Annotated in this window: 22 protein-coding genes; 4 read left to right on the top strand and 18 right to left on the bottom strand. The window is 53.4% G+C overall.

Features of this window, described 5'->3' with window-relative positions:
* The 12 genes from nuoL to ndhC are packed head-to-tail and all read right to left on the bottom strand — an operon-like array spanning position 1 to position 11,524.
* The gene (gene nuoL / locus P8N76_24945; protein ID MDG2384942.1) at positions 1–2,124 is read right to left on the bottom strand and encodes an NADH-quinone oxidoreductase subunit L; all 2,124 of its coding nucleotides are present in this window, start codon (positions 2,122–2,124) and stop codon (positions 1–3) included.
* On the bottom strand, positions 2,117–2,560 hold the full coding sequence (nuoK, locus tag P8N76_24940; protein ID MDG2384941.1) for an NADH-quinone oxidoreductase subunit NuoK: 444 nt from the start codon (positions 2,558–2,560) through the stop codon (positions 2,117–2,119). Before nuoK ends, nuoL begins: the two co-directional genes overlap by 8 nt.
* Positions 2,557–3,534 carry an NADH-quinone oxidoreductase subunit J gene (locus P8N76_24935; GenBank protein MDG2384940.1) on the bottom strand — a complete coding sequence of 326 codons (978 nt, stop codon included), beginning with the start codon at positions 3,532–3,534 and terminating at the stop codon, positions 2,557–2,559. Before P8N76_24935 ends, nuoK begins: the two co-directional genes overlap by 4 nt.
* A complete protein-coding gene (locus P8N76_24930; GenBank protein MDG2384939.1) occupies positions 3,531–4,064 on the bottom strand; it encodes an NADH-quinone oxidoreductase subunit I in 534 nt (177 codons plus the stop codon). Before P8N76_24930 ends, P8N76_24935 begins: the two co-directional genes overlap by 4 nt.
* A 25-nt stretch (positions 4,065–4,089) precedes the next feature.
* Positions 4,090–5,313 carry an NADH-quinone oxidoreductase subunit NuoH gene (gene nuoH / locus P8N76_24925; GenBank protein MDG2384938.1) on the bottom strand — a complete coding sequence of 408 codons (1,224 nt, stop codon included), beginning with the start codon at positions 5,311–5,313 and terminating at the stop codon, positions 4,090–4,092.
* Between the two features lies 1 nt (position 5,314).
* Positions 5,315–6,949 (bottom strand): 2Fe-2S iron-sulfur cluster-binding protein, encoded by a 1,635-nt coding sequence (locus tag P8N76_24920; protein MDG2384937.1) that lies wholly within the window; start codon positions 6,947–6,949, stop codon positions 5,315–5,317.
* An 18-nt stretch (positions 6,950–6,967) separates the two neighbouring features.
* Complete coding sequence (gene nuoF / locus P8N76_24915; protein MDG2384936.1) at positions 6,968–8,320, bottom strand: NADH-quinone oxidoreductase subunit NuoF; 1,353 nt, start codon at positions 8,318–8,320, stop codon at positions 6,968–6,970.
* 13 nt (positions 8,321–8,333) lie between these two features.
* Positions 8,334–8,825, bottom strand: a complete 492-nt coding sequence (locus P8N76_24910) for an NAD(P)H-dependent oxidoreductase subunit E (protein ID MDG2384935.1) — start codon at positions 8,823–8,825, stop codon at positions 8,334–8,336.
* Positions 8,822–10,042 carry an NADH dehydrogenase (quinone) subunit D gene (gene nuoD, locus P8N76_24905; GenBank protein MDG2384934.1) on the bottom strand — a complete coding sequence of 407 codons (1,221 nt, stop codon included), beginning with the start codon at positions 10,040–10,042 and terminating at the stop codon, positions 8,822–8,824. Before nuoD ends, P8N76_24910 begins: the two co-directional genes overlap by 4 nt.
* Before the next feature lie 27 nt (positions 10,043–10,069).
* Positions 10,070–10,564, bottom strand: a complete 495-nt coding sequence (locus P8N76_24900; GenBank protein ID MDG2384933.1) for an NADH-quinone oxidoreductase subunit C — start codon at positions 10,562–10,564, stop codon at positions 10,070–10,072.
* 4 nt (positions 10,565–10,568) lie between these two features.
* Positions 10,569–11,141: an NADH-quinone oxidoreductase subunit NuoB gene (gene nuoB / locus P8N76_24895; protein ID MDG2384932.1), complete on the bottom strand. Its 573-nt coding sequence runs from the start codon at positions 11,139–11,141 to the stop codon at positions 10,569–10,571.
* On the bottom strand, positions 11,132–11,524 hold the full coding sequence (gene ndhC / locus P8N76_24890) for an NADH-quinone oxidoreductase subunit A (protein MDG2384931.1): 393 nt from the start codon (positions 11,522–11,524) through the stop codon (positions 11,132–11,134). The genes nuoB and ndhC overlap by 10 nt, the downstream gene beginning before the upstream one ends.
* A gap of 175 nt (positions 11,525–11,699) precedes the next feature.
* On the opposite strand from ndhC, the gene P8N76_24885 reads away from it, so the two are divergent.
* A complete protein-coding gene (locus P8N76_24885) occupies positions 11,700–12,893 on the top strand; it encodes a M20 family metallopeptidase (protein ID MDG2384930.1) in 1,194 nt (397 codons plus the stop codon).
* 125 nt (positions 12,894–13,018) lie between these two features.
* Here the strand turns inward: P8N76_24885 and P8N76_24880 are convergent, their stop codons facing one another.
* The 3 genes from P8N76_24880 to P8N76_24870 all read right to left on the bottom strand — a co-directional run bounded on the left by P8N76_24880 (position 13,019) and on the right by P8N76_24870 (position 15,442).
* Positions 13,019–13,342, bottom strand: coding sequence for a calmodulin-binding protein (locus P8N76_24880; GenBank protein MDG2384929.1), 324 nt, complete (start codon positions 13,340–13,342; stop codon positions 13,019–13,021).
* A gap of 258 nt (positions 13,343–13,600) precedes the next feature.
* On the bottom strand, positions 13,601–14,383 hold the full coding sequence (locus P8N76_24875) for an MBL fold metallo-hydrolase (protein ID MDG2384928.1): 783 nt from the start codon (positions 14,381–14,383) through the stop codon (positions 13,601–13,603).
* A gap of 159 nt (positions 14,384–14,542) precedes the next feature.
* Positions 14,543–15,442, bottom strand: coding sequence for an SDR family oxidoreductase (locus tag P8N76_24870; protein ID MDG2384927.1), 900 nt, complete (start codon positions 15,440–15,442; stop codon positions 14,543–14,545).
* Between the two features lie 311 nt (positions 15,443–15,753).
* On the opposite strand from P8N76_24870, the gene P8N76_24865 reads away from it, so the two are divergent.
* Both P8N76_24865 and P8N76_24860 read left to right on the top strand, forming a co-directional pair.
* Positions 15,754–16,770: a trypsin-like peptidase domain-containing protein gene (locus tag P8N76_24865; GenBank protein ID MDG2384926.1), complete on the top strand. Its 1,017-nt coding sequence runs from the start codon at positions 15,754–15,756 to the stop codon at positions 16,768–16,770.
* A 49-nt stretch (positions 16,771–16,819) separates the two neighbouring features.
* A complete protein-coding gene (locus P8N76_24860; GenBank protein MDG2384925.1) occupies positions 16,820–17,941 on the top strand; it encodes a PDZ domain-containing protein in 1,122 nt (373 codons plus the stop codon).
* 40 nt (positions 17,942–17,981) lie between these two features.
* Here the strand turns inward: P8N76_24860 and ruvX are convergent, their stop codons facing one another.
* From ruvX to P8N76_24845, 3 genes are read right to left on the bottom strand one after another with little or no spacing between them, the layout of a single operon-like run.
* Entirely contained in the window at positions 17,982–18,443 is a 462-nt protein-coding gene (ruvX, locus tag P8N76_24855) for a Holliday junction resolvase RuvX (protein ID MDG2384924.1), read from the bottom strand.
* A gap of 40 nt (positions 18,444–18,483) precedes the next feature.
* Entirely contained in the window at positions 18,484–19,569 is a 1,086-nt protein-coding gene (locus P8N76_24850) for a mannose-1-phosphate guanylyltransferase (protein MDG2384923.1), read from the bottom strand.
* A 42-nt stretch (positions 19,570–19,611) separates the two neighbouring features.
* The gene (locus tag P8N76_24845) at positions 19,612–21,006 is read right to left on the bottom strand and encodes a UDPGP type 1 family protein (GenBank protein ID MDG2384922.1); all 1,395 of its coding nucleotides are present in this window, start codon (positions 21,004–21,006) and stop codon (positions 19,612–19,614) included.
* Between the two features lie 306 nt (positions 21,007–21,312).
* On the opposite strand from P8N76_24845, the gene P8N76_24840 reads away from it, so the two are divergent.
* Positions 21,313–22,335 carry a hypothetical protein gene (locus P8N76_24840; GenBank protein ID MDG2384921.1) on the top strand — a complete coding sequence of 341 codons (1,023 nt, stop codon included), beginning with the start codon at positions 21,313–21,315 and terminating at the stop codon, positions 22,333–22,335.
* The last annotated feature ends 6 nt before the right edge of the window (positions 22,336–22,341 follow it).

Below are 22,341 nucleotides of genomic sequence, written 5' to 3'. Positions count from 1 at the left end.
TCATCCTCCGCCCCAAAGAATCTTGCCGAGGATTAAAATGATCAGGGTGCCCAACGCCATCATCAAGCTGTAGGCAGGAATCAAACCATGCTGCCAACCACGTATGCTGCTTCCCAATCGCACCGGCAATTGACCAATCAGATTAACAATCCCGTCAACAATCCATTTATCGAACAAATAACTGAGTTGGGCCAACCATCGCAATGGCCAGATGATCCCGAAATGATAAAGTTCGTCAAAGTAAAACTTGTGGTACGAAAGCCGGCGCAAGGAGCCAAACAACTTGGAGAGCGCGTTGGCTTCACGATGATGCCCCAGGTACAGATAAGATGCGAGTCCGACTCCCGCCAGCGCCACTAATGTGCTTTTCACCGCAATGTCCAGGTGAAATACAGGCTGGTATCCGGCAGGCGTTACGTAGGCAAGTGACGGGGTGCTAGACAAGAAATTGATTAGCGTGGCATGATCGAGCATCCAGCCGATGCTAAAGGCAAGAATCGCCAAGATTCCCAATGGAATCAACATCGAGGGTGGCGACTCGTGGGCATGATGCCCGGCCTCGGACGGAATCACTTCCGGCCCAAAAAAAGTCATGTAGTAGGCTCGAAAAGTGTACAGGGAGGTCAAAAATGCCACGCCGAGGGAAATCCGATAGAGCCAGTCAAAAATCTTGGCCCGACGGTCAGAATTCTCATCAGCAGCATCGCTCACAGCCGTCCGTACAGTATGAGTCGTGTTTGGATCGCTTGCCCGTGTATGGTGAACCTCGGCATGCGAGTGGCTCTCGTCATGAACGGCGGCCACAATTTGATCTTTGCTCCAAAAACCTGCGAAGGGGAAGACACCTGCAAGGGCCAACGCCCCAATCAGAAAAGTGCGGTGCGTCCAAGGCATGAGGTGCCGAAGTCCCCCGAATCGCCTCATGTCGATCACGTCGCCCATCGCATGCATCACGCTCCCGGCTCCAAGAAACAGGAGTGCTTTGAAAAACGCGTGGGTGAACAGATGAAACATTGCGGCGCAAATACCGCCAATCGTCCCGGTCCCCAAGGCCAGGAACAAATAGCCCAACTGGCTGATTGTGGAGTAAGCCAGTACTCGTTTCAAATCGTATTGGGTCAACGCAATTAATCCGGCCAACAACGCGGTAAAACCTCCCACACAGGCCACGACCAGCTGAGCGTCGGACGATGCATGGAACAAAGGAGTGCATCGGGTCACCATGTAAACCCCCGCCGTAACCATTGTCGCTGCATGGATCAAAGCACTTACTGGAGTCGGACCCTCCATCGCATCCGGCAACCACACGTGGAGGGGAAATTGAGCACTTTTCCCACATGCACCCAGCATCAAAAGCAAGCAGATGGCGGTTGCGACACCGCCTCCAACAAATGCCAATTGCCCACTCAGTCGCTGATCTCCCATCACACCGGGGATACCACCCACGTCGTGAAAGTTGAGCGTTCCGTAGTTCACCCAAATCAGAAAGATCGCCAGGGCGAATCCAAAATCACCGACACGATTCACTAAGAAGGCCTTCATCCCCGCCGCCGCGGCACCCTCCTTTTCGTACCAAAATCCGATGAGTAAATAGCTGCAGACCCCCACCGCCTCCCAGAATACGAAGAGCATCAAGAAATTGCTTACCAGGACCAGCATCGTCATCGAAAACACAAACAGCGAGACGTACGCGAAAAATCGCCAGTACCCGCGGTCGCCATGCATGTAGCCGGCACCATAAATCGCGACGAGCATCGCGATGAAGGTCACGGTCGGCAACATTAAAGCGGTGAGACCATCCGCACGTAGCGACACATCAATCGAAAAGGGCACGGATTCTCCCGCCGGCATGCGATAAGCATCGTCGACCTGGGCCCAGGTCCAAAGCGACTGAACCTCCGCAACTCCCACATGGGCAGCCACACCGGTTTCGCTCACTAGGCCCGCACGGTGGTGGATTTCCATCACGACGGCCAAGCTGCAGACGAATGAAATCAACAGTGCAAAAATCACCGGAAGATGACTTTTTTCGCGCAACACTCTTGGTCCGAGAACAGCGATCAGGATCGCCGCCAACAACGGACACGCAGGGATAAGAATCAACAGAATGCGGAGATCATACATGGCTGCGGTAGGGTTCCTGCTGAGGATCCTTTTCGGGGCGCACGCCTGCCGGAGTCAACACAGGCCACGATTCTTGCTCAAACGCATCTTCGGGAACTTCGCGATCGACAAACGACTCGGTGCCGTCCTCTCGAACCCGCTGCCAAGCCGTAACGTCCAGGTTCCCGGCAGTTCGGCAGAGGGCAAGGACCAGCGCCAGTGCGACCCCGGCCTCGCAGGCTGCGACCGCGATAATGAAAATCACGAGCATTTGCCCGCCCCAATCACCGTGAAAACGGCCAAAAGCGATGAGGCTGAGTGACACACCTTGCAACATCATTTCGACACTGAGAAAGATCACGATCAGATTGCGGCGTGTGAGGAAGCCTGTGAGCCCGAGAGCAAATAGAATTCCACCAACCAGCAAGTAGTTTTGCAGCAGAGCAAATTCCGTCATGCAGAAGTTCCTTCTGTCGGTACTTCAGTTTGGTCTCGACTCGCAATCGCGATGGCACCGACCAGAGCCACCAGCAACAGCGTAGCCGCAACCTGAATCGCAATGAGATGTCGACTGAACAACTGGCCACCCAGGTTTGCGACGTGGCGTTGAGCCAATACATCAACAAACTCTATCTTCACCTCAGTTGGCTGTTCCCCAATAACCGTTTGCTCGGACAACTCAATGAATTCAGAACGCTGGGCAAGGATCGACTCTCGCATTTCCAAAGGGGCCGCAACCCGCAGCGTCAAATTTCGAGTGTTCGCTTGATCCAAAATGGTCAATCCCCGCAGGTGACAACCATCGGTTTGTGAAATTCGATTGCCGATCACATCACGCAAGGAAGTTTGAGCGGTAATTTCTGATTCCTGAATATCGAACAGCGAAGCCGCGATTAAAACCGCGAAGCAAACGGACGTCGTTGCGGCCACCAGTCGGGGCACACTTCCCCAGCTGATGCGATCGAAAAAAGCATGCCCTTCCGGCTGTGCCAACATGAGCACGAACAAAAAGGTCACCACAATGGCACCGGCGTAAACCGCAACCGTGGCTACGCCGACAAACTGGGCGCCTTGAAATAAAAACAGCCCGGATGTCCCGAGCAGTGAAGCTGCAAACCAGATTGCGCTGTAGACGGGACTTCGTGAAGTGATGGTCGCCACCGCCGAGCCAATCGTGACTGTGGCAAGAGCACAAAACTCGGCTTGTGCTTCAAACTGCATTCTTGGTATCCGCCACCAGATGACCGTTAGTCCGGCTAACCCCAGCGATACAGCCAGTCCCCGACGACCGCGCCCCATCGATCGCCCGTTCGGGAGCAACATCCACAGCGAGCAGATCAGCAGCACCACCCCGAGCAACAAAATCATTTGCAGCTTCGAGAGGGTCGCGTTTCCCGCTAAGCTCGCGGATAGGGCAAGCACCGAATTCATACCGTGCCTCCGTACTGGGCGGATTTCATCGGCTCCTGATCTTTTGTCTCGTCGTAGACGCTGAGCAACTTTTCTTTGTCGAACACCATTTCCTCACGACTGCGTCCAGTCAGGTTGTAGAGGCTCGTCAATTCCACGGCGTCGACGGGACAAGCTTCTTCACACATGCCGCAGTAAATGCAACGCAACTCATCGATCGAAAAACTTTGAGGGTATTTCTCTCGATCGGGCCACGGACTTTCCGTGCCGACGATGTCAATGCAGTGGGCAGGACAGGCTGTTGCGCAAAGAAAGCAAGCCACACACTTCACGCGTCCCTGTTCGTCGCGGTTCAATCGGTGTACTCCGCGATAGATCAGCGGGTCCCCGATTTCGGGCTCTTCCTCCGGGTAACTGACGGTCACTTTGGGGCTCACGAGATGTTTTGACGTCGTCGACAAACCACCAAAGATAAGCGGCAAGTACATGCGGCCCGCCAGCCCCAATTTCGGTTCGTCAACCCAACGTATGTCTTTATCCTCAGCTTTCATCGGCTTTTCTCAAGACTGTTTGTGTTCATCGTTTGTCGGCATCGTACGATTGGAAATACGTTTGAGGTCGGTTGTCCGTTACCAAAGGTCCGATGGCCGCCACAATCGCCCAAGCTGATAAAGCGACAAGCCATCCCACGGCCGAACAATAAAACCAGTTCAATTGCTCACCGAACTGATTGGGATGACTCAGCTCGCTGAGAATCGCAACTGCGACCAAGTTCACCACCCCAAGCGGTAACATGACCTTCCAAGCCAATGTCATCAGTTGATCAAAGCGAAAACGGGGCCACGACCAACGAACCAGCATAAAAAAGAAGATCAGCAGAAACGTCTTGCCCATCAGAACCAAAATTCGCAAGATCGCAACGCCCCAACCAATCTCGTCACCCGATCCGGTGATCCAGGGCAAGTGCCAGCCCCCCAGGAAAAGGATCGTGATCAAAAAAGAAGCCGTGATCATATGAATAAATTCGGCGGTCAAAAACAGCACCAGTTTCATCCCTGAATATTCGGTGTGGTAGCCGCCGACCAATTCTTGTTCCGCTTCCGGCAGATCAAACGGTAAACGGCCTGCTTCCGCAAAGGCCGCGACGACGAACACAACAAATCCCAGCGGTTGTGCCAACGCGAACCAGACTCCATCCGTTTGGGCTCGGATGATCTCATCTAATCGTAATGAACTGCTCGACAAGACCACGGCGAGAATCGCTAAACCCAAGGGCAACTCGTAAGCGATCATTTGAGCACTTGACCGCAGGCCTCCCAGAAAGCTGTATTTACTATTGCTAGCCCATCCCCCCAACACAACTCCGTAAACGGCAATGCTGGACAGCGCGAAGACATAAATGATCGCGACATCCAACTGCGGCGCAACAACCAACTGAATCGGTTGATCGATCCCCAGGGCTGGGATCGGCGGTAGCACACTTCCAAAAGGAATGACGGCGTAGACGGCGAGTGCGGCCGTCATGATGATAATCGGAGCCAAGATGAAGAGTCGGCGATCGACTTGCGCCGGCGAGTACTCTTCTTTTAAGATCATCTTGAGGCCGTCTGCCAGCGGTTGGCCGAGTCCAAACAGCCGAATTTTCGTCAGCGGAATTCCCACCCGATTCGGACCGCGACGGTCCTGCACCCAAGCTGCCACGCGCCGCTCCAGCAGCACGAAGTAGGCCGCAGCGGTCATGATACCGCCGAGTACCACAAACGTCTTGATGATCGTCATGATCAGGGGATTGCCTAACACGCTATGCCGAGGCTCCTAAGTTTTCCGCGTCGGCCAGCTGAGTGACCTTCAGATCGACACCAACGGCTGGGACCGGCTCCGCCGCCGGAGCAAAAAAGGCGATTTCGCGAGCGATCTCTTCCATGACCTTCCGCGCGTTAAACAGCCCGGTCCGACCTAGTAAACGCCAAAACAATTGACCTTCCGACATCGCCCCCGCTGGGGGCCTAATCGCCCAGTCAAAGGACTGCAAACGATCACACGCGTTGACGTAGGAACCTTGACGCTCCGCAAACGCCACCGCTGGCAATTGATAGTGTGCCCGACTCCAAAGAGCTGTTTCAAACAGATCCTGAACGATGGTTAGCCGATTCTCGGTCAACCGATCAGCCATCGTCTCGTCGATCCAGGCGGCGGGGTAAGCTCCCGCCACCCATAACACGTCCGGCGATTGCTCATTTAGTTTATCGGCAAGCGATTCAAATGAAACCAGGCCTCCCGCCATCCGACTGACGATCGCCTCCACACCTCGACGATTCGGACATTTTTCTGCTCGAATGGTAAAACCATTCGGAAAAGATTCATCCTCGCCAACGCGGGGAATCGGGCCGACAGCAAGCAGGACCTCGGGGTCCAATTGCTTGAGATAGGAACAGAGCAGATAGGCTTCTTCGACGGTCAAATGCGGTGAAACAACGGCGGCCAAACGACCTGCGTCTCGTAACACCTTATCCAACTCCTCGGGCAGATCACTCCATTGAACATCGACATAGCCTGCCGTCGTTTTACGACGCGGCTGAGTCACCCGATTTTCGCTGTGGACGTGTTTAAAACCATATCGGCCATCGTCACACATCCACCATTGGTTGATGTGGGGGTTTTCTCTTGGTTTGAGCCGATAAACCTGATCCTGATTCTCTTCGACGTGAATGGAACAGCCTGTTGAACAGCCGCCGCAAACAGAATCATGCGGCTTCATAAACCAAACACGTTGAGAATATAGAAAGTCGCGATCCCCCAAGGCACCGACGGGACACAGGTCGACCACATTGCCAGAAAGCTTGTTGTCGAGTGGAAAGCCAGGAAACACGTCGATTTCCTCGTGAGCACCGCGATCCACAATCATCAACTCTTTGGTACCGGATATTTCACGTGTAAAGCGTACACAACGACTACACATCACACACCGATCGACGAACAGTGTGACCGTGTCCCCCATAGGTCGACGCCGACTTGTAAATGGCTTGATATCCGCCCGTCTTTCGGGACGACCGTGTTGGAAGTGATAATCCTGCAGGTGACACTCGCCCGCCTTATCGCAGATCGGACAATCGATCGGATGCCGAATCAACAAATCTTCTTCGACCATTTCACGAGCGGCTGTCACTTTGTCACTGTCGGTGACAAAGACAGCTCCGTCAGTCGCCGGAGTTTGGCAAGCAGGCACGAGTTTGGGCATCATCGATATTTCGCCCGATTCAGCATCGAGCCGGCCCGTCTCAACGAGACACATGCGGCAACTGGCCACGACCGACAACCCCGGATGCCAACAATAATGCGGTACCTCAACCCCCATTCGCTCAGCAGCCTGTATACCGTTGAGACGTTCTTCGGCACCAATTTCCAGCTCTTCGCCGTTGATGTAAACCTTTGCCATTGATACGGCACTTTCTCTCTAGTGGGCGATACCCAGATCTAAGGCAGGAACCGGTTCGGTCCGTGCGAATCCGCTTGGATTCGTGCGTTTGATGTACTCCTCGAATTCATCGCGAAATTTCCGAATTGCATTCTTCAGAGGCCAAGCAGCCCCATCGGCGAGACCACAGATGGTGGTTCCTGGCATGATCCCAATGGAATCGCCGATTTCCAGCAACAGTTCGAGATCCTTCAGGCGACCTCGACCAGCGCGAATGCGTTCCAGCATTTTCAGCGCCCAGGAAGTTCCCTCTCGGCACGGAGTACATTGGCCGCAGCTTTCATGAGCGAAAAATCGAGCGCTGTTGTGCAGAAAGTCAACCATCGATACGGAATCGTCCATGACGACAACGGCGGCAGTTCCCAAACCGAGACATCCATATTTGCCCGGCCCAGCGAAATCCAACGGACAATCAAGCTCGTCCGGCCCGAGAATACCCATACTGATTCCGCCGGGAATGACCGCTTTCGCTTTCCGACCCTTCCAAACACCGCCACCGTGGCGATCGATCAGCTCTTGAGCGGTGATCCCAAGGGGCGCTTCGTAACAGCCAGGTCTTTCCACATGACCACTCAGGCAGTACAGCTTAGGGCCGAAACTTCCGGGGTCTCGCGGATTGCTGGGGTCGGGGGGAATCCCGATCGACTTAAACCAATCGGCACCCCGATCGATAATGTGTCGAACACAAGCTGCCGTTTCGACATTGTTCACCACCGTTGGCTTGTGAAAAACGCCCTCCACAGCCGGGAACGGCGGTTTGATTCGCGGCCAAGCCCGTTTGCCTTCTAAACTCTCGATCAGCCCCGTTTCTTCTCCACAAATGTAAGCCGCTGCACCACGATGCAAGAACACATCCAAATCGTAGCCGCTGCCCAAAATATTTTGGCCAAGATAGCCAGCCGAGTAACACTCATCGATCGCCGCCTGAAGACGATCGTAACAGAGCGGGTACTCGTACCGGAGATAAATGTAAGCAGTCGTTGCTCGAGTCGCGAAGCAACTGATGATCAGCCCTTCCAAAACCTGATGGGGATCCTCTTCCATCAGAATGCGATTATTGAACGTGCCAGGTTCGCTCTCATCCGCATTCAAACAAAAGTAAATTGGGCCCGGATGATCTTTCGGCAAGAACGTCCATTTCAATCCACAGGGAAAACCGGCCCCACCCCGCCCACGCAGCGAACTATCCTTGACGGCTTCCACGACCTCGGGACGCCCCATGTCGAACGCTTTACGCAGCGTCTGATAGCCCCCCGACTGTTCATAAACATCGCGGGTGTGGCTGTTCTCTTTGTCGACATTTGCCAACAAAACGGGCTCAAATTCGGACACAATCGCAACCTTGTTACTTCTCGACAGAATTGATGAACTTCTCAGCCGACTGCCGATCTAAGTTTTTGTGGAGTTCAGCACCGGCCAGCATACAGGGTGCAAAGTCGCAAGCTCCGAGACATTCACCGAACTCGAGAGTGAGCCTACCATCCGCTGTTGTCTCGCCTGGTTCAATGCCCAGCTGGTCACACATGTGCTGCAGAATTTCCTCGCCACCACGCAACGCACAGCTGATCGACCGGCACACCCAGGCTCGCGTCTCACCGTGGGGGGCATCTTGCTTAAAAAATCCGTAGAACGAAAGCGTGTCTTGCACTTCGGCGGGCGCCAACTCCAACAGCTCAGCAACTTCCACCACCGCCTGCAGAGGAACATGACGAAGGTGCTGATTAACGATGTGCAACGCCGGTAACGTGACCGCTTGTCGAATCGGATAGCGAGGAAAAAACGCCTTAATTTCCGCGACCATTTCGTCCGTCAAAACGCGTTCTGTTGATGTGTTCATCGATCCAACTCAGCCGCAATAATGTTTAGACTTCCCAGTACAGCGACCACGTCGCTCAGTGTGTGACCGTGAATCAAATGAGGAAACATCGCAAAATGCATGAACGACGGCGGACGGCAACGAGCCCGATAAGCCACATTGCTTCCGTCACCGACAATGTAAAAACCTAATTCGCCATTGGGTGCCTCGGTGGCTGCGTAGGATTCCTCCTGCGGAACCTCGATGCCCCGGTTCGCCATCACCAATTCGAAATGCGTGATCGTGCCCTCAATGGTTTGATAGACCTGCTGTTTTTCCGGCAAAGCCGCCCGATCATCAACGCCAATATTGACGGGACCGGCCGGTAGATTCTCCACGGCTTGCGAAACGATCTTCAGACTTTCCCGAATTTCTTCCATTCGCACGTAATAACGAGCAAAGCAGTCACCGGCCTTCGCACAACAAACTTGAAAATCGAAGTCTCCGTAGGAGAGATAGGGTTCGTCTTTTCTCAAATCACGAGTGACTCCACTCGCCCGTGCCACGGGACCACTCGCACTGCGATTGGTCGCCTCCGCTTTCGTCAGCATGCCGACGCCTTTGGTCCGATCAACAAAGATGCGGTTGCGATTGAGTAAGCGTCCCATGTCATCCAAGGTACGAGGAAAATCCTGCAGAAAACTGCGAATTTTCTCAATCACCAACGGGGTCATGTCGTGACTGACTCCACCGACACGCGTGTAGCTGTTGGTAAAACGGGCTCCGCACAGCGATTCAAAAATGTCGTAGATGCGTTCGCGTTGATAGAAGGCATACAAAAAGAAAGTGAACGCCCCCGTGTCGAGCCCCATCGCCCCCACAGACAACAAGTGGTCACTAATCCGAGCGAGTTCGGCAATGATCACGCGGATGTATTTGCACCGCGGCGTGATCTCGATTCCCAACAACTGCTCGACCGAATGATGCCACGCCACATTATTGGCCATCGGAGAGATGTAATTCATCCGGTCTGTCACGGTCACATATTGATTGTAGTCCAGCTCCTCCGCAATTTTCTCAAAACCGGAGTGCAGATAGCCAATGTCAGGCACAGCCTCCACCACACGTTCCCCATCCAGTTTCAGCACAATCCTCAAGGTGGTGTGCGTGGCAGGGTGCTGAGGACCAAAGTTGAGTGTCCACAGGTAATCCTGGCTGGTATCCGAATGCTTGCTGGGATCGGCGGCTACGATGGGCATCGTTGGCTTGAATCTTTCAGATAAGGTCTACGCTTCGTGTCGGGTGATGACAGGAAAATTATGCCGCTCACCTCGCCCTTGCAGGGGATAGTCTTTCCTCAACGGATGTGCGGTAAACTCGTCGGGCAGCAGGATTCGACGCAGATCCGGATGACCGTCAAAACGGATCCCGAACATGTCCCAAATCTCGCGCTCCATCCAGTTGGCTGCTTGCCACAATGAGACGACCGAACTGACGTTCAAATGAGGCTCATCCAACATCAAGCGGATCGTCAAACGCTCCCCCACATCCGACTTTGCCAACAGATAAACGAGACCGAACCGGTGTTCCGCTTGGCGGAAATGCAAATAATCCACACATGTGATGTCCACTAGCAGATCAAAACCGAGCTCATCTTTCAGAAACTGAAAGATCTGAGGAGAGTCGGCTACCGCGGCGACAACACGACTCTGATCGCGGAATTCGCTGTGGATCACACGCTCGAATCGCGATTGGATCGCTCCAATGGTGGATTCGTTCATAAAATCATTCTTCTCGCAGGTGGGGAGCGAAAACGGGGGTCTGTCCAACCACAGGCAGTTCCATCAGGGCGCGCTTTCGCAACTGGCGTTGGGGTAAATCAAACTCGTCTCCGCGAAGCGTCCCCTCTCGCTGAATCTTGTCCTGCAAGTCAATGATGCCCTGGATCAATTGCTCAGGTCGGGGCGGACATCCAGGGATGTACATATCGACCGGAATGAATCGGTCAACGCCTTGAACCACACAGTAAGTATCAAACACCCCGCCGGTCGAAGCACAAGCCCCCATCGAAATGCACCACTTCGGTTCGTGCATCTGTTGCCAAATTCGCTGCAACACAGGAAGCATTTTCATCACAACACGGCCGGCAACAATCATCAGATCGCACTGCCGAGGACTGAACCGAAAAACTTCCGCTCCAAACCGAGCCAGATCGTGGCGACTGGCCCCGGTCGCCATCAGCTCAATGCCACAACAGGCGGTGGCAAAAGGCATGGGCCAGAGGCTGTTCTTCCGACACCAGTTGGCTAACGAATCCAATTGACCGATCATCACGTTATCGGGGAGATCTATCGCCATCGTAAAATGCCCTTTCGCCATTCGTAGATAAGGCCAGCGATGACCAGGAATAAGAAAAACAGAACACCTCCGAAAACGAGACCTCGCCCAGAGATTAAATTCTCAGAGATCGCGAAATCGATTCCTTCCGAATTTCGACTAGCAACAGCCCACGGGTAAAGGAACAATAACTCCACGTCAAAAATTAAAAAGGCGATGGCCACCAAATGAAATCGAACATCGAATCGCCGCCGTGTGTCGTGGATCGGGTCCATGCCGCTTTCGTACGGCATACGCTTCACGTCACCCCTGCGGCGGGGCCCCAACAGGGAGCCAGCAATCAACATGCCGGCTGCCACGGACAGGGAGGCGACGGCGAAGACAAAGACGGGAAGCATCCCCATCGCTGTAATCCGTTGCAAATAAAGGCTTTACAAATGAAAGTCGCTACTTTGTGAATAATATCACAAGCGAATCGCAATAAAAACCCGGCTAAAACGCCGAGTGCACAGGCATCGTAGTGGTCGACATTGCCAAGGTCAAGCTGGAAACATGACCATGCCATTCAGGAGCTAATTCATGAGCAAAGAACCGTTATTTGACGCAGTCAAGCTCGCTCAAGAACTTGTGAGAATCCCCAGCGTTAACCCGATGGGACGCGACTTCACCGAATCGCCCTACCTCGAAGGCCGACTGACCGACTTCCTGTCGACTCAATTCAGTCGTCTCGAGCTGCCGAGCGAACGGTACGAAGTTCTACCGGGTCGAGAGAATGTGATCACCCGCGTGGATTCTGCGAACGCTGAACTCACGATCCTGCTCGAAGTGCACCAAGATACAGTTCCCATCGACGGCATGACGATTGATCCATTTGGCGGCAAACTAGAGAATGGGCGGCTTTATGGCCGAGGAGCATGTGACATCAAGGGAGGAATGGCTGCCATGTTGTCTAGCGTGGCACGACTGGCACGGGAACGCCCCCCCGGTGCGGCCAACGTGGTTTTTGCCTGCACAATCAACGAAGAAAATGGTTTCGATGGCGCGCGCCATTTGCGCCATCTCTGGGAAACGGGGCATTCCCCCCTCCTCCCCAAAGCTCCCGATCTGATCATCGTGGCAGAACCAACCGGCTTAAACGTTGTGACAGCCCACAAGGGAACCGTACGTTGGCGATGCCAGACACGCGGGAAAGCGGCCCACAGTTCGATGCCAGACAAGGGAAAGAACGCGATTTATTCCATGGCTCGCTTGCTTGCCCATTTGGAAGTTTATGCCCGCGAGGTGGTTCCGGAGTTGGATTCTCACCCGTTGGTCGGCCAGCCCAGCTTGAGCGTGGGGATGATTGAAGGCGGCCTGAGCGTGAACACGGTTCCCGATATTTGTACCGTGGAGATCGATCGTCGTTTGCTTCCGGAAGAACAGACCGACAGCGCGCTTCAACATGTTACTGACTTCTTGGAGACTCAAATGGCTGACACCGACTTCAGCCATGAGACTCCGTTTTTAGCCGCGCCCGGTTTGTCTGATCGGCTCAATGGAGATCTGGCTCGCTCTCTCTTACGAGTGATTCGCACCTGTGGACATGCGGCAGAATGCTTGGGAGTTCCCTACGGAACCGACGCGAGTACACTCGCGGGGGCGGACCTGCCCGCCGTCGTCTTTGGACCTGGCGATATTGCTCAGGCCCACACGAAAGACGAGTGGGTCGAGGCCGTGCAACTGGAACAAGCCGCCGAAATCCTTTACCAATTTTGCCGATCGACAAACGGTTAAAAATCTATGACGGATCCGACAGGGCAAACGCCAACCCGCTGATCGGCTTGGCTAAAAAAGCGCAAACCGTAGCCGAAGTTTTTTGCCGTGGGTCGGTGATTCTTTCAAGTCCGAGCAGCGTCGGCTTAAAAAACGTCCAGTTGAAAGTGATGCCCGCTGTGATAGAGGCGGCAGCTGGGATAATAGTTGTGCCACTTCTTATTGTAGACCGGAATCCGCATTTCAGCCGGATAGCGGTAGTACAAGCTGTTACTACTGCGGTAGTACTGGTCCGTCCAGTAGTTTTGCGGGTAGTACACGTACGGGTAGTGGTAGAATCGGTCCCAATCGTGAGAAGGCCGTGAAGCGCCCCACGAACGACCATAGGCCTGTTGGGCCTGGCAGCTCTCGCTACCAGCGACGAAAACTATCGCCGATAAAACGATCAGTAATGCAATCCGACGGATCATTTGGATCAGTCCCCCCTGTTTTTTTTCCTGTGCCGAACGGCACCGGGCGCCTGGGCCGCGAATGCGAGCACCCTCAATGGAATAGATCGGCAGATCGCTGCTCGAACATTCGGCAGAATCCGCATAAGCGTGGGACTCTTCAGCATTCGTTGATAGCAGGGCACAACATCGGGCTGCCTGGCAACGGCGATCGACAGCTCAAAAAGGCCGACTCGCTCCCGATTTCTCACCCCCACGACTCGACAACCGGCCAGCGCATTATTCGGGGAATTTACCGCTTGCCAGCTCTTCTTCCCATTCGTCCATCAACGGCCAGTCAATGGCGCAGGTGCCAAAATCGGCCATGTGTTGATAGTTTTCCAGGCGAGCAATGGTCGCATCCAGCAACGCGTTGTCCTTCCGAAAGATCGGACCATGGCTGGGTAACAGCCACTGGACGTCACTGTCTCGGATACGCTGAAGCGATTTAATGAAGTCCGGTAAGTTACTCCCATGATGTGCGTCGATCGCACCAACACATCCGTCGCGATAGATATTGTCACCGCTGAATAGCAAATCTCCCAAGCGAAAGGAGAGTTGACCATCGGTGTGCCCTGGCGTGTGCCAGACTTCGAGTTGCAATTTGCCAATCTCAATGATGTCGCCGTCGTTGACGAGGTCATCAACTTTAACCGGTGGCATTTCCAAATGAATACCTTGGGCCGCGATCTCGGCATAGGTCTTCAACTTGTCACCCTGCTCAAGGGCAGGTGCAGCCATCGGATGAGCCGTTACTCGTGCCTTGAAGGCCTGCTTGATTTTCGCCAAACCCTGAATGTGGTCTGCATCAGCATGCGTCGCGATTACTGTCTTGCATTTCGACAACGGAAAATCAAGTTGGCGAATCAGATCCACGATCTCATCTACCGTATCCTCGTAGCCGATGTCGATCATCACCCAATTCGGACCGTCAAAAACCAGGTATACATTGCAGCCAATGGCTTGGCCTGCTTGATGGTTAATCTCGAGTACGTTGGGAAAAATTGGTTTCCGTTCAATCATCGAAATTAAGTGCCTCGACTTGTGGGGTGCCCGGGGTTAACCGCGGTGATTATTTACTTGAACGATCCCGCTCATCTAGAGCAAGCCGAAAAGTAAAGAGTTAATTACTGATTGTAGGAACGAGACCGCCAACCATCAACCAGGTTTAAGCCGTCGATCTTAGCTATCCGCCTGGGTTTCTCCGTCGGTTAGGATCGCTTTCAGCCCCTGTTCAAAGCGAGGAAACCGGAGTCGCACGCGCAACTTATCCCTCATTAAATGATTACAAACTCGCTTGCTCCCCATCGCCCGTCGAGTTCGAGGTGCATCGCCATCAGGCGGGTCGTACCGGGCAGTCACACCGATGAGACGCGCCACGTAATCGTAATAAGTTCTTCGGATCACAGGATGACCATCCGACACCACCAGCAACTGCGGAGACTGAGTCTCAACAGGCATTGCTTCGGCCGTACAAGCATCAACAATCCGTGCCGCATCTTCGACATGGATCAGATTCAAGTACCCATCTGTGGCCACAGGTAACGGCTGACCGTCCCGCATTTTTTGCAAGAAGGGCAAACGATCGGGACCATAGATTCCAGCCATTCGAAGGATCAGACTGCATTTCCCCATCGGGTGCTCCATCAACAACCGCTCCGCCTCTAAACAGCAGCGGCCTCCTTCGCGCGTCGGTTCGGTCGGTGATTGCTCGTCGACCCAACTGTTGTCCGACTGTCCATAGACGCCGGTCGAGCTCACATAGATAAATCTCTCAGGCGCCCCAGGCAGCGCGGCCAAGACATTTTTCAGCCCCTCCACATAGACCTGTTTTTGCGAGTGAAGTGCGGACCGATCAAAGCCCACGGCGAACAAAACGAATCGCACCTGAGGCAAACTGCCCGCACGAATCGATTCCGCAATATCGAGAACGATCGGTTGAAAACCTTTTCGTTTCAGTTCTTCCGCGCGAGATGCAGATCGAGTCGTGGTAAAAACTTGGAAACCTCGCTCTCGCCACTGGTCGGCGACCCGCGTTCCCAAATAACCACAACCGACGATCAGACACTGGTTTTCAGGCATAGTAAAAACAGTTTGACAGGCACCGAATAAAAAACCATCAAATCGCTATAACCGTCAGGAGAAAAAGATTCTAACCAATCCGACCGGCAGAAGACACGGGCTCCAACGTCGAGGCAACCCGAGACGCAAAAAATAAAGCTGCTACTCCTCAAAATCATCGTGGATTTCTCGTTATTTCCCAGAGAGCTTCGATCTGCGGTGTTGAAAGCGAGCAAAGAGGCCGGCTTTCGATTATGATAAGGGCCATGGACGCGGCGTCGTGAATTGCCCGACGTCGACTCTCACAGAGGGTTGGTATTGGCGGAGGTAATATGAAGCATCTAGTGCAAACAGTTCGGTCTGTCGCATTGCTAGTTCTTTTGGCATCGCTCCCGTTGAACGTGTTCGCACAGGAAGCTGCAAAAACCGATACCACTTTGGCGCGAGTCAAAAACGGAAACGCTCCGTCTGATGTATCGGAGCTACGAGCGCTTCAAACCAAGATTCGCGAGCTCACCGAAAGCATGCTGTCTGCCACGGTCGCCGTCCAGGTCGGCCGAGCGAACGGCAGCGGCGTGATCGTCAGCGAAGATGGCTATGTCTTGACCGCAGCCCATGTAGCGGGAACCCCGCGACGGGCAGCGATGATCTTTTTATCCGACGGTCGTATTGTTCGAGGCATCACGTTAGGGCTCAACCAGGAGCTCGACGCAGGGATGATCAAAATCACAGAATCGGGACAGTGGCCGCACGCCGACTTAGGCAATTCAGCCGCTGTAAAGCCGGGACAGTGGTGCCTGGCAACCGGTCATCCCGGCGGATACGACCGTGATCGCTTGCCCGTTTTACGTTGGGGGCGGATCTTAAAGACCGAGAACTCCGCAATCCTAACCGACTGCACACTTGTGGGCGGCGATTCAGGTGGCCCGCTCTTCGACTTAGAAGGTAAAGTGATCGGAATTCACAGTCGGATCGGTAAGAATCTAACGATCAATGTTCACGTTCCCGTCGACCCATTCCGCAACTCATGGACGCGTCTTGCCAAAGGCGAAGTCTGGGGACTGTTAACCGCACCGGAGCGGGGCTGGCTAGGCGTTACCGAGGACACCGAAACAGAACGAGCCCGCATTTCCCAAGTCATCGAAGGTTCTCCGGCGGCTTCGAGCGGTTTAGAGACAGGCGATATTGTGCTTCGCGTTAACACCGCGCGGATTGAGACATTCCAAGATTTACAAAATGAAGTCGGACAATTGAGTCCCGAAGACGAAGTACAAATCCGCGTCGTTCGCGACGGTCAGGTGCTTGATTTCGAGTTGAAGCTAGGTACCCGACCCCGTCGGCGAAACTAATTTATTTCTCCGTTCCCATCACAACCTACAGGCGTAACGAAGGCTAATCATGTTAGGTTACCGAAGATTTTTCGCGATTGCCCTGACGTTGACAACAACAGCTGCGGCTACATTCTGCCTTCATCGCTCGTATCAAGAAGAATCTTCTTTTAACCCCCTCCGTTTAGTTCAACGTCACACGAGCGTACAAACGCGTGACGACGCCGCCTTGTTGAGTGGTTGGCTGGACAAGGTCGACAACGGATGGGAAGTGGGAAAAAACCACCAAAAGGTCAAGTCGGCCTTCTCTGAAATCATCGCAGATGCTCGTGCTTCTACGGTACGCGTATTCCGAGACGGCCATCCCATCGCGATGGGAACGATTGTCGATCCCTCGGGCTTAATCTTGACGAAAGCCAGCGAAGTGACTCAAGATGGTCGACTCACATGCCAGTTCGCGAATCGAGCTCGTCGAACGGCCGAAGTTGTCAAGCTTCGCCCGAGTCACGATCTGGCGCTACTGCAAGTCCGTGCTAACAACCTAAGGTCGGTCAAATGGAGCCGTGAAAACGAGCCCGAGGTGGGAACCCTCCTGGCAACTCCAAGCCTCGGGAAAGAGCCGATTGCAATTGGCGTTGTCAGCCTTGCTCCGCATCTCGTTGCCAACGATGGCGTGCTCGGTATTCGACTTCGCACAGGTCGATTCGGCGCGATCATCACCGACGTTGTTGCCAAAAGTGCTGCTGACGCCGCCGGCCTAAGCGATGGTGATGTCGTGATCGAAGTGAATGAACAACCGATTCAAACGAGTGATGAACTGGTTCGAATCATCAACAAACAACTCCCCGGCGCAGACATTCAACTGGTCGTGCAACGCGAGGATGACGAACTATCACTGACGGCCCAACTAGGACGGCGAACGGATCTCGATCTCGAAAACAGTGATTTCCAAAGTTTTTTGGGCGGAGAGCTAAGCGATCGTCGCACAGGTTTTCCGAGCGTGCTTCAGCACGACACCTTCTTACTGCCGGAACATTGCGGCGGACCGGTTGTGGACCTGGAGGGGCGCGTCGTCGGCATTAATATCGCTCGAGCCGAACGGATTGCCAGCTACGCCTTGCCGGCCGAGGAGATCTACCCCTGGATTGAGCAGTACCTTTCGGAACAGCAAAAAGTCGCCCATCGGCAGTAGGCCCGACTGATCGGGACGACAGCGGACAAAAAACCGAACGTCATCCGTCGATTGCACCAGGATCATGCCCCTCACGATCCGATTCTAAGTAAGCCGACAGCAACAGTTGAGCGGCCAACATATCTCGACGTTGCTTACGTTTGCTGCGTGTCATGTTGACCGACAGCATCTGCTGCTCCGCCTCGACCGACGTGAAGCGTTCATCATGATAATTCACGGGCACGCTCGTTTCCGCTTCCAGCCAAGCACCAAACTTTCGTGCTTCGTTTGACTTGGGACTCTCACGACCATCGAGATGCAATGGAAGCCCAACAATGAATTGTACAACTCCCTCTTCCTCAACCAATTGTCGAAACCTGCGTGAATCCTGCAACGAGTCACGTCGCTTGTAATTCTCATAGGGGCTGGCGATCGATTGCTGCGGATCGGAGATCGCAATTCCAATGCGGACAGTACCAAAATCAATGGCCGCAATACGACCTGGAACGGAGCTGGCATTCAAAATGATCACCCAAATACAGTACCGGAAAAATTCGACTGACTTAGAGGAATTCAGTCCAGCCATTGGCTTCTAATTGCTTCACCACATCGCGCACACGCTCCTCATCATGTTTATTCGCGACCAGTGTGGCATCTTTCGTGTGCACGATGAGACAATCCTTCAACCCAACGGTCACCACCAGATGTTCATCCTCGCCACGAACTGTCGAGCCTTGGGTGTCGATTCCCAGATGACGTGCGGCAATCGTATTGCCATCCTGGTCGGTGCCCCGCAAGCGGGCCAGCGCCTGCCAGCTACCGACATCATCCCAGTCAAAAGGTGCCTCGATGACAACAACATTTTCCGCACGTTCCATCACGGCGTAATCAATCGACTTGCCTACGATTGCGGAGAATTCGGCTTCAAAGACTTCGTCAAACTGAGCCGAACCAATCGCCTGGCCAATCGCTTCGATACGTTGGAACATCTGCGGTTCATGTTGCTTCAACTGGGCCAGGATGGTGCGAGCATTCCAAACAAAAATGCCGGAGTTCCAGTAGTAGTTACCGTCATCCAAGTATTCTTGCGCGACCTCGGCGGTCGGTTTTTCACGAAAGTCATTCACCTGAAAGAGCTTCGGAGCGTTCGCTTTCTTGGCTTCAATCGCATCACCGCGGTGAATGTAACCGAAGGATTCCGCAGCATAGGCGGGGCGGATTCCGAAAGTAACAATCCGATCAGGTTGTTCTTCTACCAAGTTTCCTGCGTATCGGATCGCATCTTGAAATGCCTGATTTGGCTCGATGATGTGGTCCGCAGGCATCACCACCATAATCGCGTCCGAATCGTGTTGCTGAACCCACACGGCGGCAACGCCCACACAAGGCGCCGTATCGCGTTTACACGGCTCACCCAGAACGGCAGCTGGCGGCAACTGGGGCAGTTGGTGTCGAATCGGATCAACCAGTTGCTGATTGGTCACAACCAGCACATTTTCCGATGGCACGAGCCGCCCAAGTCGTGCAACCGTGGCCTGAATCATCGACTGTCCGCCAGCTAAATCCAACAATTGCTTGGGACGTCGACGTCGACTCGCTGGCCAAAATCTAGTACCGGCTCCGCCCGCCATGATCACCGCGTGTAACATCTTCATCTCCTTTGAGCGTCGATCGCTCGCAGTTTGCTTGATTCATTCAAAGTAAGTATCTTCGTCGATCGATTTAACGTGATCGAGTTTTTGCCTGATCTCAGTCAGGCCCAGTGCGAAGCGAGGATTGATTTCCACGTCGACCTGCTTGCCAACGACAATACCCGCAGCTCGCAATCGATGCTGATCACGGGCAATCATGGCAGATCTTGCCGTTTCGGGGCTGTCCTTTGCCGCCCCCACTGCATTCTTCACAGGAGCGAACACTTCCTCAGCCGCCGCCTCCACAACGATTGCATTTTTTGCCTGTGGCATCAGATCAAAAATGAACTTTTCAAATTTAGTGGCGTTCGGCTCATCCGGCACAACCACGCGACCGCCTTCATTGAGATAGGGCACTTTCTTCAAGGCACGATGAAACGACAACGCCGATTTTTCTTGAGTAGCCTGAATGAGAAATTGGACCTGGAAAATATGTATCGCAATGTTCCCAGCCCACAACTCAAGCGACCCATCAGATCGCACTCGCTCGCCAGCTGCCGCAGGAAGATCGCTATATTCGATGACCATGATTTGTCCATCGACCTCGACAACATTGCCGACCTTTTCATCAGCAGAACATTTGGCAACAACCTGCGTCGTCAATTCAGAACGGGCATGCAGATGATAACCGACAAGGTCGAGGTCACAGATACGAGCCAACGGATTATCGACCTGAAAATAGAACAGTTGTTCCAAGCCCCGCTCCGTTACATCTCGCAAACAGCCACTTGAGTGAAAAGCGGCCAGCATCCCACCATGCCCATCAGGACTAAGCGAAATCCGATCCGGACGCTCCAGCAACAGCTTTCCCTCTGAGTCAACAGCAGGCATCGTCCCCTGACAAAAAATGTACAAATCTTCTGGGGGTAGGCCAAAGTTTTCATGCTTTTGCAAAAAATCAACCGTCTCGTCATGCGTGACGGGACTGGTCATTAAGTACAACGGAATCCTCACTCCGTAACGAGCTGAAACCGCCAACAACTGATCGATGTGGATTTGAAACAGAGTTCGGTCGGAAAGAGGGCCGAGTCGAAACATCCCTTTGGGGTGCGGAAACCCGAGTCGTGTCCCCTGCCCTCCGGCAACCAATACGACTCCCAATTTTCCGCTGGAAATCGCATTCTCCGCAGCGGAGCGAATCTCACCGGCGTTCAGTGAAACATCGTCGAATCGATAAGCCTTGGGAGGGCGAGCTCGAGCGGCCAATTGAGAAAAATCTTGCTTAATCTTCTCCCCTGCTGAAAGCTCCTTCATAAGATCAAAATCAATAGCAGCGATTTGTTCCCTGAGATTTGCTTGTTGATTCAGATCAAGATCGTCCCAAAATTGGAGCAGATGTTCTTGACGGTAGCCCGAAAGCAAAGTGATTAAGCGATCCTTATCAGTAGGCTCCACGTTTCATTCTCCTGTGCAAGCAGCTCTCGAAACGATCTCAGAACGTTAAAACCACCAACCCTGCACGAAGCCGTAACAGGCGAGGCACAAGACCGGAAAGAGGAGAAAGACGCTCAAATAGGTAAAAAGCGTCGTACGAACATGACGTGGCCATCTGGCCATAATTTAATCCCGCAAAAACAGGTTTGAATCTTTCTCACGAAATCCAATCGACGAATGGCATCGATTGAGTGATATTGGCGTTATTATTCCACCACGCCTCAAATTCACCAAGCACAAATATCCTCTTTCATCGCGCGAAAGCTAATGTCACGATCGATGAGTGCCATCAAAAAAATCGAGCTGTTGTTCGCCGGTCGCCTCTTTGTCGCTTTGATCTGCCAATCGGCTTTGCCGGCGGCAGAAGAAGCGGCCATTTCGATCCATCCGCAAGTCAACTTATCATTTGCCGACCGCCAAACGGCAAAGCAGTCACTGGGCCAAACGGACCGATTCATTCGAAATCTCAGTCCTTTTGATCGGCAAATACGTCTCCAGGCCTCCGATCCAATCTCGGAAGCCCAATTTCTCGATTTTGTGCAAGCACAGGCCTTGGACTGGACTCTGGCCGAGGAAAGTCAGTTGAGGCAGGTCCTGAAAGAATTGCAACCTCTGCTTCTTGGTTTCAAGAAAGTTTGGCCACCAGAGATTCAACTCCTGCTTACAACAGGCCGTGAAGAGGCCAACGCTCCCCACTGCCGAGAAGCAGCGATTGTCTTGCCGCGTTCCGTCTTGAAACGAGACTCAGCGTCCTTGAAAAGGCTCGTGTTACATGAATTATTCCACGTGCTCAGCCGTCATTCTCCCCTGCTACGACGTCAATTGTACGCCGTTGTTGGTTTTCGCGAAGTTAAGCCGATCGACTTACCAAGAGCCTTGATTAATCGCAAAATCACTAACCCCGATGCGCCTCTCCTGAATTGCGTCATCCAGCTTGACCGAAAGGGGCAACAAGTCGATGTCACACCGGTTTTGCTGACGAAAGCAGCCGATTACGAAACATTTGAAAATCGCACTCTATTTGGCGAATTATTGTTTCGCTTGATGGAGGTTGAAGAGTCGGAAGGGAGTTGGCGTCCCCAGCTAACCGATGGCCAAGCCAATCTGATTGATCCTCGCAGCGAGCCGTCCTATCACAAGCAGATTGGTAGGAACACGGAATATATCATCCATCCTGAAGAAGTACTCGCCGACAACTTCGTTCACATGCTGATGAAATCGTCGAACTTACCGAATCCAGAGATTGTGGAACGAATGCGAACGATTTTGCTCACAGAGCCCGACAACTAGCCTGCG

Source organism: Pirellulaceae bacterium, from assembly GCA_029243025.1.
GTDB lineage: Bacteria > Planctomycetota > Planctomycetia > Pirellulales > Pirellulaceae.
Note: the sequence above shows the minus strand (reverse complement) of the source record. Positions and strands in the feature narration are given on the sequence as shown.